Genomic DNA, 17,065 nt, shown 5'->3' with positions numbered 1-17,065 from the left:
GTTTTTTTATGGGAGCGCGCCGGGAGACCGCGTCAGGCGGCGAGCATCCGGGGCAGGTCGGGCAGGGCGGTGGCGACTGGTGCGCTGTCTTCGCTCAGGCTTTCCAGCAGCCGCTCAAGGTGGCCGATATGCGGCAGCATGGGGCCGTAGAACACCACGCGCGCGCCAATCTGCACCAGCAGCGTGGGGAAATTCTCGACGTCTTCGTCGCCCAGCAATTCGGCGTGGTCTTCGATGTCGATCCAGGCGAAGACGTGCTGCGGCAGCGTGCCGGCCAGGGCTTGCAGCTTGGGCTTGTACTGCTCGCAGGTGTCGCACCATGCCGCGCAGAAACAGGCGACCAGCCAGGTGTTGGGCGATGAGCCGAGCCGCGCGCGCAGGGCGGCAAGGTCGGTACCGGGTACAAGTAGAGACATGTGAGCAGATCGGGGCGTGTTTGACTATCATACCCGGGATGTCCATCCACTATTTTGACCGCCATGACCGTGTTGCGCACTGATTCCCCCACGCCCGAGAACGGCCGCTTGCCTGGCGCGGCCACCGGCGCGGTCAGCGTGGGGCAGGCGTTCAAGCGCGCGCTGGTGTCCCAATGCCACCCGACCATGCTGTTCGCGGTGCTGCTGCCTTTCCTGATTGCGCTGATCGGCGCCTTCCTGCTGCTGTGGCTGTTCTGGACGCCGCTGACCGACTGGTTGCGCGCCGAGGTCTCGCACTGGGACTTCGTCAACCGCGTCGATGAATGGCTGGTCGCGGTGGGGCTGTTTTCGCTCAAGATCTACTTCATCCCGGTCATCGCCGCAGCCATCCTGTTGCCGGTGTCCGGAATCCTGGGGCTGGCGATCGCCGCCGTCTTCGTCATGCCGCTGGTGCTGCGCCATGTGGGCCAGCGCGAATACGCCACGGTGGGCCGCCGCGGCAAGTTCTCTACCGCGGTCAGCGTCTGGAATGCCGTCTGGGTGTCGCTCGCTTTCGCCGCGGGCTGGGTGCTGACGCTGCCCTTGTGGCTGGTGCCGCCCATGGCCATCGTGCTGTCGATCTTCTGGTGGGCGTTCGCTTTCTCGCGCATGATGCGGGTGGACGCGATCGTCGAGCACGCCAGCCCGTCCGAACGCAAGCTCATCCTGGAACGGAACAACGGTGGTTTCTGGACCATCGGCCTGATCTGTTCGCTGCTGAACCTGCTGCCGCCCGCCTGGATTATCCTGCCGGTGTTCTCGGCGCTGGTCTATGCGCATTACGGCCTGGAAGCGCTGAAGCGTTTGCGCCAGGACCGCGTCATCGACGTCTGACCGGCGTCTTTTCTCTTACCTTCTGGAACTGGACATGGCCGCAGAATCCGCCGCCCGTCGCATTGGCCTCATTATCGTCGGGGATGAAATCCTGTCGGGCCGCCGTCAGGACAAGCATTTTTCCAAGATTGTCGAACTCCTGGGCGCGCGCGGCATGCACCTGAGCTGGGCCGAGTTCCTGCCTGACGAGCGCGACCGGCTGGTGGCCGCGTACAAGCGCAGCTTCGCCACCGGGGATGTGGTGTTTTCTTGTGGCGGCATCGGCGGCACGCCGGACGACCATACCCGGCAAGCCGTCGCCGCCGCCTTGGGCCTGCCGCTGGCGCTACACCCCGAGGCCGAGCAGGCGATAGCGCTGCGCACCCAGGAAATGGCTGCGAAGGGACAGGGCACGGCCGACATGAGCGCGCCCGAAAACCAGCAGCGTCTGCAGATGGGGATGTTTCCGGAGGGCTGCGAGATCGTTCCCAATCCCTATAACCGGATTCCCGGCTTCTTCATCCACGACCACACTTTCGTGCCCGGCTTCCCGGTCATGGCGTGGCCCATGCTGGAATGGACGCTGGATACGCGCTATCGTGCACTGCAGCATGTGCAGCCGCACGTAGAGCATTCCTTCCTGGTTTTCAGCATGCCGGAATCCCGCATCACGCCGGCCATGGTCAGCGTGGAAACGCGCTGGCCCGGCGTGCGCGCCTTCAGCCTGCCCAGTGTCGGAGAAGCGGGCGGAACGCCCCATATCGAACTGGGCGTGAAGGGCGAACCCGAGGGGACAGCCGAGGCTTTGGAGTTTTTGCGGGCAGAGGTCCTGCGCCTGGGCGGAAAGCTGGCGCCGCCTGCCGCGGCCTGATTCGCGCCATCTATAAATGGGGAACAACCCCATTTATAGATCAAATACCGGTTGCCAAACCGACCGGTAAATTTCACAATACGGGAAAGAACTGTTTGCTGCATCGCCGCAAGGATTTTTTTTGGCGGCGCGGCGCTAAGCCTATCTCCCCCTATGCCCCGTCTTCCGACCCCCCGCAATCCCCTGGACGCCGAGACCGAAGGCGCTCCTGCCCATCCCATCGCCATCCAGGTCATCGAGCGCGCCATGCGGCTGCTCGACGCCCTGGCCGCGCAGCCGGATCCCGTGACGCTCAAGGAGTTGTCCGCGACGACCGGCCTGCACGCGTCGACCGCGCACCGCATCCTGAACGACCTGGTCGTGGGCCGCTATGTCGAGCGCGTCGACAACGGCCTCTACCAGCTTGGCATGCGCCTGCTGGAGCTGGGGTCGCTGGTCAAGGGGCGGCTGAATGTGCGCGAAGCGGCCATTCCCGCCATGCGTTCCCTGCACAAGCTTACGGGGCAGACCATCAACCTGTCCGTCCAGCAGGGCGATGAGATCGTCTATATCGACCGCGCCTGGAGCGAACGCTCGGGCATGCAGGTGGTGCGCGCCATCGGCGGGCGCGCCCCTTTGCACCTGACCTCCACCGGCAAGCTGTTCCTCTCCACCGGCGACACGCGCCAGGTGCGCGCCTATGCGCTGCGCACGGGGCTGGCTGGCCACACGCGCAACAGCCTGACCGACCTGGACAGGCTGGAACGCGAACTGGCCCTGGTGCGCCGCCACGGCTACGCGCGCGACAACGAGGAGCTGGAGCTCGGCGTGCGCTGCATCGCGGCCGGCATCTTCGACGACACCGGCAAGCTGGTGGCTGGCCTGTCCATCTCGGCGCCGGCGGAACGCCTGCAGGACGACTGGATCAAGGCCCTGGTCGACACCGCCGCCAGTATTTCCGAAGCGCTGGGCTACGAGCCGTCGGTGTCCACCGGCTTCAATGGCCTGGGCATGGCGGCGGAGGCCTTGCGGCCGTAAAAGCAGTGAGTCGTAATGCAAAAAGCCCCCGCAAGGGGGCTTTTTGCTTTGCAGGGAGCGAGGGCTGCCCTTATTGCTGTTCGACGCCAGCTTTCTTGAAAAGCTCGGCCCACTGCGGGACTTGCTGCTTGACCTTGGCTTCCAGCGCTTGCGGGTTGGCCTCGGACGTGAGCACGGTTGCGCCCAACTGCTTCATGCGTTCCTGGAACTTGGGGTCGGCCAGGCCGGCCTGCAGGCTCTTGACCAGCTTGTCGACGACGGGCTTGGGCGTGCCCTTCGGCACCCACATTCCGTGCCAGATGCCGACCTCGAAGCCCTTGTAGCCGGACTCGTCCATGGTGGGCAGCTTGGGCAGCGTCGGGACGCGCTTCAGGCTGGTCACGGCATAGGCCTTGATCTTGCCGCTGTCGATCTGCTGCGTGGTGTTGGTGGTCTGGTCGCACATCAGGTCCACCTGCTTGCCCAGCAGGTCGTTCATGGCTGGCGCGGTGCCCTTGTAGGGGATGGTCAGCAGTTGAACGCCCAGGGCTTCGACCAGCATGGTGCCGCACAGGTGGCTGGCGGCGCCGATCCCGGCGTTGGCCAGGGATACCTTGTCCTTGTTCTTTTTGACGTACTCGGCCAGTTCCTGGATCGTGTTGGGCGGGAAGTCCGAGCGTGCGACGATGGTCATGGGCACGTCGACAACCAGGCCGATGGGCTCGAAGCTCTTGAAGGGGTCGTACCCCGGATTCTTGTAGAGCGAAGGCGCGGTCGAGAAGCCGGCGTGCATCAGCAGGATGGAGTAGCCATCCGGCTGGGCGCGCGCCACCTGGGTGGTGCCAATGGTGCCGCCGGCGCCGCCCTTGTTTTCGACCACGACCGTCTGGCCCAGGCTCGGCCGCATGGCTTCCGCGAGCGAGCGCGCGACGTTGTCCGTCGGACCGCCAGCGGCGAAAGGCACCACCATGTTGATGGGGCGTTCCGGGAATTCCGCTTGGGCGGCGCCGGCCGCGAGCATGGCGCTGGCCGCGAGCAGGGCCGAAAGCGTGCGGGGGATTAGGGTCATGAGGTCTCCAATTGCAGGGTTTTGCTTGCTGCGATTTAGTTATCAACCGCTGACATATGGTTTGTATTTGTCTGTCATCAGCGTGAAAGCAGTGTAGAAAAGAATTGATACCGCGTCATGTCCGGTATTTCCCGAATCATGGGAAATTATTGAGAAGGATCAAATCCGGGCAGTCGCCATGCACCGTGAAAGTGCAAATATTTATTGCACTGCACAATAAGTGCTTGACAAGTTTTTTCCCCAGTCTAGAATGTGAATTGTGCAGTGCATCAAACGGGCCGGCGGTAGCTTGTAGTACCAGTTTCCGCGCACGTTTCTATAGTTCGTCGCAGACAACCATCCTTACTTGCCGGAAACTTCCGGCTACCCCTAAAGGAGCATTCTATGAGCGCAATTCCGCAACAAGTCCTGGACCGTCAAAAGGCCAGCATCAATACTTTCGTGGCTGCCCAGTCCGCCGTTTTCGCTGGCTTTGAAAAGCTGGTCGAGCTGAACCTGAAGGTCGTGAAGGCCACTCTGGACGAAGTCGCCCAGAAGTCGCAACAAGCCGCTGAAGTGAAAGACCCGCAGGAAGCCGCGGCGTTTGCCTCGGGCCTGCTGCAGCCGGGCGCCGAAAAGGCCATGGCCTACACCAAGCACGTGTACGACATCGTTGCCGGCGTGCAAGGCAGCCTGGTCAAGCTGACCGAAGAACAGATCGCCGAAAGCCAGCAGCAGCTGAGCGAAGCCGTCGACCAGTTCTCCAAGAACGCCCCGACCGGCTCCGAAAGCGCCGTTGCCCTGATCAAGTCCTCGCTGGCCACCGCGACCAGCGCTTACGATTCGATGACCAAGGCCGCCAAGCAGGCCGCTGAAGTCGCCGAGTCGAACCTGAATGCCGCCGCCAACGCGACCTTCAAGGCTGCCACGGATGCCGCCGATGCAGCTACCAAGGTTGCCAACCGCAGCCGTCGCACCGCCTAAGTTTTTGGCGCGCGATGCTGCGGAAGTCGCAGTAATGTAGTACTGTTGAGTGACAGAGCAGAGCTGGAATTAGGGCCACCCACAGGGTGGCCCCTTTTTTTTGCCCGCTGCCGGTGCTGGGCCGCCTGCCGGCAGCGCGCCGGCCCCGCCTCTGCCAGCGCGTCTTTCAGCGGCGCGCTACGGCGCGCACGCATTCGCCCACCAGGGCGGGACCGCGATAAATCAGGCCCGTATACAGCTGCACCGCGTCGGCGCCGGCTGCCATCTTTTCGCGGGCCTGCTGGCCCGACAGCACGCCGCCCACGCCGATGATGGCCAGGCTGCCGTCCAGCTTCTCTTTCAAGCGGCGGATGACCGCCAGCGACAATTCATGCACGGGCGCGCCGGACAACCCGCCGGCTTCTTCCGCATGCGGCTGACCCGTCACCGCATCGCGCGACAGCGTGGTGTTGGTGGCGATGACGCCGTCGATGCCATGGCGCGGCAGGGTGTCGGCAATGGCGTCGATCTGCTCCTGGGTCAGGTCGGGGGCGATCTTCACCGCGATCGGGACCCGCCGCTGGTGCAGGTCTTCCAGCGCCCGGCGCTTGTCAGCCAGTTGCCCCAGCAGCGCGGACAGCTCGTCGCCGCTTTGCAGCGCGCGCAGATTCTTGGTGTTGGGCGATGAGATGTTCACCGTCACGTAGTCGGCATGCGGGTACACGCCTTCCAGGCCGATCAGGTAGTCCTCCGCCGCGCGTTCTATCGGTGTATCCGCGTTCTTGCCGATGTTCAGCCCCAGGATGCCGCCTTGCTTGCGCCACGTGCTGCGCTGCACATTGACCAGGAAGGCTTCCAGGCCCTGGTTGTTGAAGCCCAGCCGGTTGATCAGCGCATTGGCGCGCGGCAGGCGGAACATGCGCGGCTTGGGATTGCCGGGCTGCGCGCGCGGGGTGACCGTGCCGACCTCGATAAAGCCAAAACCCAGATTGCCGAGCGCGTCGATATAGGCGCCGTTCTTGTCCAGGCCCGCCGCCAGCCCGATCGGATTGGCCAGCTGCATCCCCATCAGCGTGCAGGGCGCCTTGGGTTGCGCATGCATAAGCTTGCGCGTGGCCCCGCATTCGTAGGCGCGCTGCAGGCCCGACAAAGTGACTTCGTGGGCGGTTTCCGCATCCATGGCGAACAGTGCCGGGCGGGCCAGGGGATAGGCGTGGAAGAGGATAGACATGGGGCGGAATTGTAGAGCGAATTTTGCCGGCCCTGCGGCGGACCGAAGGCGCGGGAGACATTCAGCGGGGAAATCAGGCGGGGGGCGGTTCCGGCTTGTTGCCCCACTCGCCATCAACCAGGAATTGGGCCGGCTGGAAGCTCGACTTATAGGACATCTTGCGGCTGTCCGCGATCCAATAGCCCAGGTACAGCCAGGGCAGGTTCAGCGCGCGGCACTGCTCGATCTGCCAGACGATGCTGTAGGTGCCCAGGCCGGCGGCGATATCGGGGTCATAGAAGGTATAGACGGAGGACAGGCCATCATCGAGCACGTCGATGATGGACACCATCAACAGCACGCCCTCCGGGTTGCGGAATTCCACCAGCCGGGTGTTCACGCGGCTGGTGAGCAGGAATTGCGCATATTGCGTGCGGCTGTCTTCGTCCATGCCGCCGCCCGGGTGCCGGCCCTGCTGGTAGCGGGTGTAGAGGCGGTAGTGCTCGGGGGACCAGGCCAGTTCCGCCACAAAGGATTGCAAATGCTGGTGATCGCGCCAGGCGCGGCGCTGGCTGCGATTGGGAGTAAAACCCGCCGTATCCACGCGCACGGGGACGCAGGCGTGGCAATTGTCGCAATGGGGGCGGTAGGTGAAAAGCCCGCTGCGGCGAAAGCCCTGTTCCACCAGCTGGGAGTAGGTGCCGGCGTTGATCAGGTGGCCGGGCGCGGCGACTTGCGACCGGGCCTGGCGACCCGGCAGGTAGCTGCAAGGGTAGGGGGCGGTTGCATAGAACTGCAGCGTGGAGAAGGGGAGTTCTTTGAGCTGGCTCATTGGAGATCCCGCATGACGGTGGCAAGCTCGTGACGGGGTGGGTACATATTAACGCTTAACCCGGCATCCGATGGGCGCCCTCGGGCGCGTCCAGGTGCAGGCGGCCGGCGCTGTCGAGCGTGCCGCGGCCCCACGCAATGCCCGGCAGCGAGGTGGCCTGGCGGACGTGCTGGAGAAACCGTGTCCGGGGCAGGGGGCGGGCGCCCATGCTGGCCAGATGGCGCGTCTGCTGCTGGCAATCGATCCAGTCCACGCCCTGCGCGGCCAGGTAGCGCACCAGATAGGCCAGCGCGATCTTGGACGCGTTGGGGGCGCGGGTGAACATGGACTCGCCGAAGAACATCCGTCCGAGGCTGATGCCGTACAGCCCGCCCGCCAGTTCGCCGTCGATCCAGGTTTCTATGCTGTGCACGCAGCCGGCCTCATGCCAGGCGCGATAGGCTTCCTGCATGGCGCCGGTGATCCAGGTGCCAGGCTGGCCGTCGCGCGGCGCGGCACAGGCGGCCATGACCTGCGGGAAGGCTGTATCGACGCGCACCTGCACCCGCGGCGCGGCATCCTGTTCCTGGCTGGCGACCTGCCTGAGCAGCTTGCGCAGGGAGTGCGAGGGCGCGAAGTCCCTGACAGCCAGCACCATGCGCGGATCGGGACTCCACCACAGGACGGGCTCGCCTTCCGAATACCAGGGGAATATGCCGTTCGAGTAGGCCTGGATGAGCCGGGCGGGGGACAGGTCCGCTCCGGCGGCCAGCAGGCCATCGGGATCCGTCAGCGCGAATTCCGCAGGGGGAAAGGGGGTATCGGCGGTGAGCCAGGGCAGCTTCAACGGTGCGATTCGAGGGTGTAGTGATGAGGGCCGAACGTGCCAAGCAACCGGTCCTCGAAAAACAGGCGCAGCGTACTCGCCACCGTGCGGAAAGCCAGGTCGTCCCACGGGATCTCTGACTCGTCGTAGTAGCGGGCTTCCAGGCTCTCGGGACCGGGATCCAGCTCGGGGCCCAGCGCCTGGGCCAGGTAGAACACATGCACCTGTTCGATCTGGGGCACGTCGATGATGGTGTAGATGTTGCCAAGCTGGATCTTGGCGCCGGATTCCTCCAGCGTTTCGCGCGCCGCGCCCTGCGCCGTGCTCTCGCCCAGCTCCATGAAGCCGGCCGGCAGGGTCCAGGTGTTGTAGCGCGGTTCGATGGCGCGGCGGCAGAGCAGCACGCGGTTCTCCCAGACCGGCACGGTGCCGACCACCAGCCGCGGGTTCTGGTAGTGGATCGCGCCGCAGTGATCGCAGATGTCGCGCTCGCGGTTGTCGCCTTCCGGCACCCGGCGGTTGACGGGTGAGCCGCATTGGCTGCAGAAGTGGGAACGGCGCGGCGCGGGGAAGTATTCGATGGGCGATTTGGCGGTCATGGGTACGATTCTAACGGCTGCGGCGGGTCATGGCGCGCCGCCCGGGCGCGGCGGGAGACGGGCTGCCGAAGCGCTCTTCCAGGTGCTCGACGAAAGACCTTACCTTGGGCGACAGGAAGCGCCTGTGAGGGTAGACGGCGACCATGGAAATCGGGGTATGGGCATAGTCGGTGAGCAGCGCCGTGAGGCGTCCCGCGCGGATATCGTCGCCCACCAGGAACTCCGGCTGGAGGATGATGCCGTGGCCGGCCAGCGCGGCGGTGCGCAGGACGTCGCCGTTGTTGGCGCGCAGTGCCGCATTCACCCGCACCAGATGCGTCACGCCGTCTTTCTCGAAATGCCATTCGTTGCCGGTGCTGGCATAGGCATAGTGCAGGCAGCGGTGCTGCTTCAGGTCTTCGGGCACGGCCGGCGCGCCGTGGCGCTTCAGGTAGGACGGCGCGGCGCAAACCAGCAGTTGCTGGGGCGCCAGCGGCCGGGCCACCAGCGAGGAGTCCAGCAGCGGCCCGATCCGCACGGCAACGTCGTAGCCGTCCTCCACCAGGTCCACCACGCGGTCGTTCAGGTCCAGGTCTATCACCACGTCCGGATAGCGCTGCAGGTACTCGGCGATGGCCGGCCCCAGGTGCAGGATGCCGAACGAAACGGGGGCGCTGACACGCAGCCGGCCGCTGGGCCGCTGGCCTTCCGCCTGCAGCGACAGTTCCAGGTCCGCCACTTCGGCCAGGATCGGACGTACGCGTTCATAGAACGCACGTCCGGCGTCCGTCATGCTGAGCTTGCGGGTGGTGCGGTTCAGCAGCCGTACTCCGTACTTCTGCTCCAGGTAGGCGATCTGCCGGGTGACCACGGAGCGCGCCTGGCCCATTTTGTCGGCCGCGGCCGCGAATGAGCCCAATTCCACGACCTTGGCGTAGGTCTGCATGGCGGTATGGGTATCCAAGATTGTTTCCTATCGGGGAACAATAATTTGCAATTCTGCATGTTTATCTTTGTTTTTGGAATCGCAAGAATACGGCCCAAGGAGAATCTTCCCATTCCGGGTGATTCGCACTCCGCACAAGGATGAAGCAATGATTGATAACCGTACCGCGCCCTATGCCGCGCTGCTGCTGCGCGTGGCGCTCGGCGTGATGTTCCTGGCCCATGGCCTGACCAAGCTGCTCGTCTTTACGCTGCCGGGCACCGCGCAGTTCTTCGCCAAGATCGGCTTTGCCGGCTGGCTGGCCTATCCCGTCACGTTCTTCGAAGTCGGCGCGGGCGTGCTGCTGATCCTGGGCATCGTGCCTCGCTGGGTCGCCGCCATCGCGGTGGTGCAGCTCTTCGTCGCGTCGACCGTGCACTTCGGCAATGGCTGGGGGTTTGGCAATACGGGTGGCGGTTGGGAATATCCGATCTTCCTGACCGTGGCCGCAGCCGTGCTGGCCCTGCTGGGCGACGGCAAGTTCGCGCTGGTCAAGAGCAGCCGGGGCTGAACCGTCCGGCCATGCCGGCGGCCTGTCCCGACGTATCCCGTCAAACGGATCAGGCGGGATCGGCCGCGGGGTTCGGATTGAATCCCAGGCGTTCAGGCAAGTCCCGCCGGGAGATGGATTGCAGTGGCGCGGCGGCATGGATGCCGGGGTATCCGGCCGCGATGGACTGGCCTGGCGCCAGGTCCGCCAGCGCATCCAGCAAGGGGGCGCCGTCTTGCGTCGTCATCTTTTCCAGGAGCGGCGGCAGGTCGCGGTCCAGCACGATGCCGGCGCCCAGCGGCGTCATGGCATAGAGCTGCCCTTCGTCATCGAGCCACCAGCCGTCGACAGATTCGACCGCCGCGTTCGTGTGCGTGAGCAAGCTGCGGTTGTCGTCGGCCAGGCGCAGCACATGGGGGGCGGCGTCCAGACGCACGAACACCCGCTGCGGCCCGTTCTGGAAAAACCAGCGGCCCGCCTCGTCATGCGCGTAGTTGCGGTTGATGAACTCCAGGATCTGCGAGTTGGTGATGGACTCGCCCGGACCGCCGTCGGCCGCCTGGCCTTGCGGATGCAGGCGCCAGCGGCCCCGCGCGTCCAGCGACAGCCAGCCGTATACCGCTGGCACATTGGGCCAGCGGGCCAGAGCGTCCTTCACCGATTGGTCCATGGTCAGGGGCGGATGATGATAGAAGGCGGAGTGATGACGATGGCGGGCGCCACGGGCATCATGGGCACGGCCACGGGATGAGGCGCGTAGCCATAAGCATAATCGTCGCGGCACTTGCGCTTTTCGCGGTACTCGCCGTTGCGCTTCCATTTGCGCTCGACCTTACAGGCGCCATCCCAATACTGCTCTTTGTATTCGCCGCCCTTGTGGCGGTGATGGTGATGGTGCTTGTCGCCGGCTTCCGCGGCCAGCGGCGCCAGGGAGATCAGCGCAGCGGCGGACAGCGTCAAAAGGGAAGAGGAGCAGCGGCTCGCGCTCGTCCGGGAATCCGAGATGTTGTGCATGGAGTCGTCGTTTGATGAAAACGGCGTCACATTAGCAACCATTCGGCTGACCGGGCGTAGGGATGGGTAACGAGATGCTTGGGGAAAGATGCTGGAGGCGCAAGCCGGAATCGAACCGACGTACACGGATTTGCAATCCGCTGCATGACCACTCTGCCATTGCGCCAGCACTTGCAAGAAAAAAGGAAGCGCGGTGTGGGCCGTTGCTTCCTCTTTGTATTTGGAGCGGGAGACGAGTCTCGAACTCGCGACCTCAACCTTGGCAAGGTTGCGCTCTACCAACTGAGCTACTCCCGCTTTGGGCATTACCGGGGTAATGCCAGATACTGCTGTTTTGATGTTGCTACCCGTGCATTTTTTTCACAGGCGCTGTTCACCAAAGACAGCGATTGTACATGGTTTTTAGAGCTTTGCACAGCGACCGTGTCGCTTCACCTGCATCATGCCTGCTCATGGAAACCCGGCATGCAATCCATCATGGTCGGAGAAAAGAAAAAGGGCCCATGCGGGCCCGTCTTCCTTAGCCGTGCGATGCTTCAAAAAAGCTCGCAGACCTGAATCTGGAGCGGGAGACGAGTCTCGAACTCGCGACCTCAACCTTGGCAAGGTTGCGCTCTACCAACTGAGCTACTCCCGCATTTGCATACTGCTGCTGCCATGCCGCCTGGCACACCTGCCCGCGCGTATCAGTAAGATTCTTGCGGCTGTCCAATCAGCGAGGCGTGAGTATACATTAATTTTTCATGCCTTCAAGCGTGGCCTGCTTGGGCCGCTTATATCGCCTGCATCGCTCGTGTCACGTTGCAGGCAGGCATGAAAAAAGGGCCCGCAGGCCCTTTGTTTCAACGATCCGCAGAATTTTGAAAAACGCTGCGAATCAAAATTTGGAGCGGGAGACGAGTCTCGAACTCGCGACCTCAACCTTGGCAAGGTTGCGCTCTACCAACTGAGCTACTCCCGCATTGGTTCCGTAAACTGCCCAGAACCTGTTTTCTTATTCACTCTGATCAACTTGGTTATCGATCAGAAGGCGCGCATTCTAGCATGATTTTTAGAGCTTGTCTTGGCCTGGGTTTCTTGGTCTTGCCTGCCAATATGCTGGCAAGTCGGCAGGGCCTTCAACTGCAGGTCAAACACTCAATCAAGTAATATGAGCGAAGACAGAAACTATAGCATACCTCGTAGCACCCATGTCAAATCCGCTCGTTGACTTCGCGCCCGATTCCTTGTCTCCGGTTGTCCAGGACCTTACCGGCCTGAACACGCTGGGGCTGGTATCCCAGGCCGACGCATTCGTCACGCTTGATGCCCCCGCGCAATTGCCCGCCTTGTCCGCGCTGGCCCGGCAGACATCGCCTTTGCTCGTGCTGGGCGGCGGCAGCAATCTGGTGCTGCCCGAGCGCGTCCCGGGACTGGTGGCCCGCGTGGCCTTCAAGGGCGTGCGCTTGCTGGAGGCCCGGCCCGATGCCTGGCTTGTCGAAGCGGCGGGCGGGGAGAGCTGGCATGGGTTCGTGTCGGCATGCGTGGCGCAAGGTTGGGACGGGCTGGAGAATCTGGCGCTGATTCCCGGCACGGTCGGCGCGGCGCCGGTTCAGAACATCGGCGCCTACGGCGTGGAGCTCGAAGAGCGCTTCCACAGCCTGACGGCATGGGACGTGCGCCAGGCGCGCTATGTGGAGATGCGCGCGGCGGACTGCCGCTTTTCCTATCGCGACAGCGCCTTCAAGCACGACGAGCCGGGGCGCTGGGTGATTGTGAGCGTGCGTTTTTCGCTACCGCGGCCCTGGCTGCCCGTGCTCGGATATCCCGACCTGCAGCGCCACGCAAGGCTGGCTGCCGGGTCGCCTTCCGCGCGCGACGTGTTCGACGCCGTCTGCGACATCCGCCGGACCAAGCTGCCGGATCCCGCGGTCACCGGCAACGCCGGCAGCTTCTTCAAGAATCCTATCGTGCCGGCCGCCACGCGCGACGAGTTGGCGGGCCGTTTTCCCGGGCTGGTTTCGTATGCCCAGCCGGATGGGCGCTACAAGCTCGCGGCGGGCTGGCTGATCGATCAATGCGGCTGGAAGGGCCGGGCGCTGGGCCCGGCCGGTGTGCATGACCGCCAGGCGCTGGTGCTGGTCAACCGGGGCGGGGCCACCGCCGCCGACATCATGGGCTTGGCGCGGGCCGTGCAGGATGCCGTGGCCGACCGCTACGGCGTGCGGCTGGAGCCGGAGCCCGTGGTGGTCTGACGACCGCCGGCAAGCGACGAAAAAAAGGACCCCGGAGGGTCCTTTTTTCATGCGGCCAGGGAAGGTCAGAAACCCAGCACGGACTGCATGTCGTACAGGCCATTGGTCTTGCTTTCCAGGAACCGGGCCGCACGCAGCGCGCCCTCCGCGTAGGTGGCGCGGCTGGACGAACGGTGCGAGATCTCGATGCGCTCGCCGATGCCGCAGAACGAAACCGTGTGGTCGCCAACGATATCGCCGCCGCGCAGGACGGAAAAGCCTATGGTGCCGGGCTTGCGCACACCGGTGTCGCCGTGGCGGCTCCAGGTGGCGACATCGGGCAGGGCGACTTCCCAGGCCGAGGCGATGGTTTCGCCCATCTTCAGTGCGGTGCCCGACGGCGCATCCACCTTGTTGCGGTGGTGGGCCTCGAACACTTCCACGTCGTAGCCTGCGTTCAGGATGCGCGCGGCCATGTCCAGCAGCTTGAGCGTGGCATTGACTCCCACACTCATGTTGGGCGCGAACACGATGGCGGTTTTCTGGGCGGCCACTTCAATCGTGGCGCGGCCATTGTCGTCAAAGCCGGTGGTGCCAATGACGGCCTTCACGCCGTGCTTCACGCAGGCCTGCAGGTGTTCCAGCGTGCCCTCGGGGCGGGTGAAATCGATCAGGCAGTCGGCGCCGGCGAGCGCGTCCAGGTCATCCGTGATGGCCACGCCGGTCTGCTTGCCCAGCGGGGCGCCGGCATCGCGGCCCAGTGCGCTGGAACCCTTGCTGCCCAGCGCCACGGCCAGCTGCAGGCCGTCGGCCTTCAATACGGCCTCGATCAGCATCTGGCCCATGCGGCCGTTGGCGCCGGCGATAGCAATACGCATAAAGAATCCTTGGTGTTAACGCAGCGGCTCGGGCGCGTTGCCGGGCTGGCCGGGGTATTGATTGAGCGGGCTGACAGGCGCGTCGGCGTCACGCTTTTGCTGGTCCTGCTCTTCCTTCAGCCGGGCCTCATCCTGGTTCAGGCGCTGGTCGGCCTTTTCGTCCGAGACGGAATCCGGCGTGTTGATCTGGTAGGGCTGCAGGTCGGGCTGTTTGTCGCCTTCCCAGCGCGTCAGCCGGTCATTTTCGAACCAGACCGTGAACTTGCGTTCCTGCGCTTCGCCGTAACCAGGCTTGAAGTAGTACGGGTAATCCCAGCGGTTGGCGTGCAGCACGCTGGTCAGCGTAGGGCTGCCCAGGGCGAAGCGCACCTGTTCGCGGGTCATGCCGGGCTGGAGCAGCGCAACTTGTTCCTGCGTGATCCAGTTGCCTTGCTGGACGCCGGCCTTATACGGGAAGCCCCACTTGCCCGAGCTGCAGCCCGCCAGGGCGACGGCCAGGGCGGCAATGACCAAACCGGTCTTCAGAGAGCGGGAGGGAATTCGTGCAATCATGGACACTACGCGCCCCTATTATTTGGAAGCAAACAAAACCGTTATCATAAAGGTTTCATAAGGATAGTTCCGCGTGGCGGCATGAATTCGGTGAGCCGGCTCGCGGTGACCCTATCCTTGCCCATGCCAACGCGGACGGAGAGCGATTACACCATGAGCGACCAAAGCGAACTGAAGAACATGGGTTTGAAGGCGACTTTTCCTCGCCTGAAGATTCTTGATATTTTCCGCAAATCGGGTGAACGCCACCTGAGCGCCGAAGACGTCTACCGGGCCCTGATAGGCGAAAACGTCGAAATCGGCTTGGCGACCGTCTATCGCGTCCTGACGCAATTCGAGCAGGCCGGCATTCTTGCGCGCAGCCAGTTCGACAGCGGCAAGGCCGTGTTTGAACTCAATGACGGCGATCACCACGATCACCTGATTTGCACGAATTGCGGGAAAGTCGTCGAGTTTTCGGACCCGGACATCGAAAAGCGGCAGCAGAAGATCGCCAAGGACAACGCCTTCGCGCTGGAAAGCCACGCGATGGTGCTGTATGGCATTTGCGGCAGCTGCCTGAAAGGCCGCTAAGCCCATAGCGGGCAACCCACGGTCCGTGGCCGCGCTCGTTGCGGGCCAGTGAGATCAAAAACCCCTTCTATAAGAAGGGGTTTTTTTTGGCCGCGGGCGCCGCGGCGACGCAGACGCCGGGCGGTTTACGTGGTCGTCTGGCCGAAGCCTTCCAGCATCTCGCGCGCATGTTCGCGCGTGGTGGCGGTGAGCTTGATGCCGCCCAGCATCCGGGCAATCTCCTCGACGCGGGCGGGCGCATCTAGTTCCTCGATGCTCGAGCGCGTCGTGCCGCGCGACTCCGTCTTGCTGACCAGGAATTGGTTGTTGGCGCACGCGGCGACCTGGGGCAGGTGGGTGACGCACAGCACCTGGTGGCGTTCCCCCAGCTCGCGCAGCAGCTTGCCGACCGCCTCGGCGACCGCGCCGCCCACGCCGCTGTCGACTTCGTCGAAGATCAGCGCGGGTACGCGCGCCGCGCGGCTGGCGATGACGGACAGCGCCAGCGAGATGCGCGACAGTTCCCCGCCCGAGGCCACCTTGGCCAGGGGGCGCGGCGTGGTGCCGGCGTGGCCGGCCACCAGGAATTCAACTTGCTCGTTGCCGTGCGCGGACGGCGCGGATGCGGCCAGCGTGGGTTCGAACCTGCCGCCCTGCATGGCCAGCGTCTGCATGGCCAGCGTGACCTGTTTGCCCAGGTCCTTCGCGATCTTGCGGCGGGCGGTCGTCAGTTTGGCGGCTGCCGCGTCGTATTGGGTTTGCGCGGCGCCGGCCTGGGCGCGCAACGCGTCGACGTCGCCGGCGGCTTCCAGGGCGGCCAGCTCGGCATGCAGGGAGTCGCGCAGTTCGCACAGCGCGTTGGGTTCGGTGCGGAATTTGCGGGCTGTCTCGAACACCAGCCCTAGCCGCGCTTCCACGTCGGCGAGTCGCTTCGGGTCCAGGTCGACGCGGCTGACGTAATTGTTCAGGTCCGACACGGCTTCGCTGATGGCGATGCGGGCGGATTCCAGCTCATCGTAGACGCCCTGCAGGCCGGGGTCATGGCGCAGCATCTGCTGGATGCGGTGGTTGGCCGACGTGATCCGGTGATGCGCGGAATCGCCTTCGCCATCCAGCGCTTCCATGATCTGGGAGGCGCCATCCAGCAGCGACTGCGAATGCGACAGGCGGGTGTGTTCGGATTGCAGCGACTCCCATTCGTCCGGACCCAGTCCCAGGTGATCCAGCTCTTCGGCCTGCCATTGCAGGCGTTCGCGCTCCGTGGCGAGGCTTGCAGCGTCTTTTTCCGCGGCTTCCAGCTGCCGCGCCAGCGCGCGCCATTGTTTCCACGCCTGGCTGACGGCCTGGCGGAGGTCGCCGTGGCCGCCATGGGCATCCAGCAGGTCGCGCTGGGCGTCGGGGCGCATCAGACTCTGATGCGCATGCTGGCCGTGGATGTCGACCAGGCTGTCGCCCAGTTCTCGCAATTGGGCCACCGTGGCGGGCGTGCCGTTGATGTAGGCGCGGCTGCGTCCCTGCGCGTCGATGACGCGGCGCAACGACAGCTCATCGTCGGCATCGATCTCGCGTTCGGCCAGCCAGGCGCGCAGCGTCTTGGGCGTGTCGAAGACAGCGGTGATGTCGGCGCGGGGCGCGCCTTCGCGCAGCATGCTGGCGTCGCCCCGTTCGCCCAGCGCCAGCGCCAGCGCATCCACCAGAATGGATTTGCCTGCGCCGGTCTCGCCGGAGAAAACGGTAAAGCCAGAGCCGAAGTGGATCTCGGTCTGTTCGACGATGACGAAGTCGCGGATGTGCAGGGTGCGCAGCATAT

19 protein-coding genes and 4 tRNA genes are annotated in these 17,065 nt (G+C 64.4%); 7 read left to right on the top strand and 16 right to left on the bottom strand.

Annotated elements, in window-relative coordinates:
• Positions 1-32: 32 nt before the first annotated feature.
• Positions 33-416, bottom strand: coding sequence for a thioredoxin family protein (locus tag HLG70_RS16830; protein ID WP_171661841.1), 384 nt, complete (start codon positions 414-416; stop codon positions 33-35).
• Between the two features lie 63 nt (positions 417-479).
• On the opposite strand from HLG70_RS16830, the gene HLG70_RS16825 reads away from it, so the two are divergent.
• The 3 genes from HLG70_RS16825 to HLG70_RS16815 all read left to right on the top strand — a co-directional run bounded on the left by HLG70_RS16825 (position 480) and on the right by HLG70_RS16815 (position 3,156).
• Entirely contained in the window at positions 480-1,289 is an 810-nt protein-coding gene (locus HLG70_RS16825; protein ID WP_171661842.1) for an EI24 domain-containing protein, read from the top strand.
• 34 nt (positions 1,290-1,323) lie between these two features.
• On the top strand, positions 1,324-2,139 hold the full coding sequence (locus tag HLG70_RS16820) for a competence/damage-inducible protein A (protein WP_171661843.1): 816 nt from the start codon (positions 1,324-1,326) through the stop codon (positions 2,137-2,139).
• Between the two features lie 153 nt (positions 2,140-2,292).
• The gene (locus HLG70_RS16815; RefSeq protein ID WP_057287352.1) at positions 2,293-3,156 is read left to right on the top strand and encodes an IclR family transcriptional regulator; all 864 of its coding nucleotides are present in this window, start codon (positions 2,293-2,295) and stop codon (positions 3,154-3,156) included.
• Positions 3,157-3,226: 70 nt separating this feature from the next.
• Here the strand turns inward: HLG70_RS16815 and HLG70_RS16810 are convergent, their stop codons facing one another.
• A complete protein-coding gene (locus HLG70_RS16810) occupies positions 3,227-4,204 on the bottom strand; it encodes a tripartite tricarboxylate transporter substrate binding protein BugD (RefSeq protein ID WP_171661844.1) in 978 nt (325 codons plus the stop codon).
• A gap of 384 nt (positions 4,205-4,588) precedes the next feature.
• Here HLG70_RS16810 and phaP point away from each other — a divergent pair, with 384 nt between their 5' ends.
• A complete protein-coding gene (gene phaP, locus HLG70_RS16805) occupies positions 4,589-5,167 on the top strand; it encodes a TIGR01841 family phasin (protein ID WP_171661845.1) in 579 nt (192 codons plus the stop codon).
• A 166-nt stretch (positions 5,168-5,333) separates the two neighbouring features.
• Here the strand turns inward: phaP and HLG70_RS16800 are convergent, their stop codons facing one another.
• From HLG70_RS16800 to HLG70_RS16780, 5 genes are all read right to left on the bottom strand, one after another.
• On the bottom strand, positions 5,334-6,377 hold the full coding sequence (locus HLG70_RS16800; protein ID WP_171661846.1) for a quinone-dependent dihydroorotate dehydrogenase: 1,044 nt from the start codon (positions 6,375-6,377) through the stop codon (positions 5,334-5,336).
• Between the two features lie 73 nt (positions 6,378-6,450).
• Positions 6,451-7,188: an arginyltransferase gene (locus tag HLG70_RS16795; RefSeq protein ID WP_171661847.1), complete on the bottom strand. Its 738-nt coding sequence runs from the start codon at positions 7,186-7,188 to the stop codon at positions 6,451-6,453.
• Between the two features lie 55 nt (positions 7,189-7,243).
• A complete protein-coding gene (gene aat, locus HLG70_RS16790) occupies positions 7,244-8,014 on the bottom strand; it encodes a leucyl/phenylalanyl-tRNA--protein transferase (protein WP_171661848.1) in 771 nt (256 codons plus the stop codon).
• Complete coding sequence (locus tag HLG70_RS16785; RefSeq protein WP_171661849.1) at positions 8,011-8,592, bottom strand: NUDIX hydrolase; 582 nt, start codon at positions 8,590-8,592, stop codon at positions 8,011-8,013. The genes aat and HLG70_RS16785 overlap by 4 nt, the downstream gene beginning before the upstream one ends.
• 10 nt (positions 8,593-8,602) lie before the next feature.
• Positions 8,603-9,535: a LysR family transcriptional regulator gene (locus HLG70_RS16780; protein ID WP_234103112.1), complete on the bottom strand. Its 933-nt coding sequence runs from the start codon at positions 9,533-9,535 to the stop codon at positions 8,603-8,605.
• Positions 9,536-9,665: 130 nt separating this feature from the next.
• Here HLG70_RS16780 and HLG70_RS16775 point away from each other — a divergent pair, with 130 nt between their 5' ends.
• Entirely contained in the window at positions 9,666-10,067 is a 402-nt protein-coding gene (locus HLG70_RS16775) for a DoxX family protein (RefSeq protein WP_171661850.1), read from the top strand.
• 49 nt (positions 10,068-10,116) lie between these two features.
• Here HLG70_RS16775 and HLG70_RS16770 read toward each other — a convergent pair whose 3' ends face one another.
• The 6 genes from HLG70_RS16770 to HLG70_RS16745 form a co-directional block, all read right to left on the bottom strand.
• Positions 10,117-10,716: a DUF2946 family protein gene (locus tag HLG70_RS16770; protein WP_171661851.1), complete on the bottom strand. Its 600-nt coding sequence runs from the start codon at positions 10,714-10,716 to the stop codon at positions 10,117-10,119.
• A gap of 2 nt (positions 10,717-10,718) precedes the next feature.
• A complete protein-coding gene (locus HLG70_RS16765) occupies positions 10,719-11,060 on the bottom strand; it encodes a hypothetical protein (RefSeq protein ID WP_171661852.1) in 342 nt (113 codons plus the stop codon).
• Positions 11,061-11,152: 92 nt separating this feature from the next.
• Positions 11,153-11,226 (bottom strand) — tRNA-Cys (locus HLG70_RS16760).
• 55 nt (positions 11,227-11,281) lie between these two features.
• Positions 11,282-11,357, bottom strand: a tRNA-Gly gene (locus HLG70_RS16755).
• A gap of 264 nt (positions 11,358-11,621) precedes the next feature.
• Positions 11,622-11,697, bottom strand: a tRNA-Gly gene (locus HLG70_RS16750).
• A gap of 248 nt (positions 11,698-11,945) precedes the next feature.
• Positions 11,946-12,021, bottom strand: a tRNA-Gly gene (locus HLG70_RS16745).
• A gap of 229 nt (positions 12,022-12,250) precedes the next feature.
• Between HLG70_RS16745 and murB the strand changes: the two genes are divergently transcribed.
• Positions 12,251-13,294: a UDP-N-acetylmuramate dehydrogenase gene (gene murB / locus HLG70_RS16740; protein ID WP_171661853.1), complete on the top strand. Its 1,044-nt coding sequence runs from the start codon at positions 12,251-12,253 to the stop codon at positions 13,292-13,294.
• 65 nt (positions 13,295-13,359) lie between these two features.
• Here murB and dapB read toward each other — a convergent pair whose 3' ends face one another.
• Together dapB and HLG70_RS16730 are read right to left on the bottom strand one after the other, a co-directional pair.
• Positions 13,360-14,151, bottom strand: a complete 792-nt coding sequence (gene dapB, locus HLG70_RS16735; RefSeq protein WP_171661854.1) for a 4-hydroxy-tetrahydrodipicolinate reductase — start codon at positions 14,149-14,151, stop codon at positions 13,360-13,362.
• Positions 14,152-14,166: 15 nt separating this feature from the next.
• Positions 14,167-14,703, bottom strand: coding sequence for an outer membrane protein assembly factor BamE (locus tag HLG70_RS16730; RefSeq protein WP_171661855.1), 537 nt, complete (start codon positions 14,701-14,703; stop codon positions 14,167-14,169).
• Between the two features lie 153 nt (positions 14,704-14,856).
• Here HLG70_RS16730 and fur point away from each other — a divergent pair, with 153 nt between their 5' ends.
• The gene (gene fur / locus HLG70_RS16725; RefSeq protein ID WP_171661856.1) at positions 14,857-15,276 is read left to right on the top strand and encodes a ferric iron uptake transcriptional regulator; all 420 of its coding nucleotides are present in this window, start codon (positions 14,857-14,859) and stop codon (positions 15,274-15,276) included.
• Positions 15,277-15,401: 125 nt separating this feature from the next.
• Here the strand turns inward: fur and recN are convergent, their stop codons facing one another.
• Entirely contained in the window at positions 15,402-17,063 is a 1,662-nt protein-coding gene (recN, locus tag HLG70_RS16720; RefSeq protein WP_171661857.1) for a DNA repair protein RecN, read from the bottom strand.
• Positions 17,064-17,065 lie beyond the last annotated feature (2 nt).

It is taken from the genome of Achromobacter deleyi, assembly GCF_013116765.2.
GTDB lineage: Bacteria > Pseudomonadota > Gammaproteobacteria > Burkholderiales > Burkholderiaceae_B > Achromobacter > Achromobacter deleyi_A.
This window is presented reverse-complemented; position numbering and strand designations above follow the sequence as displayed.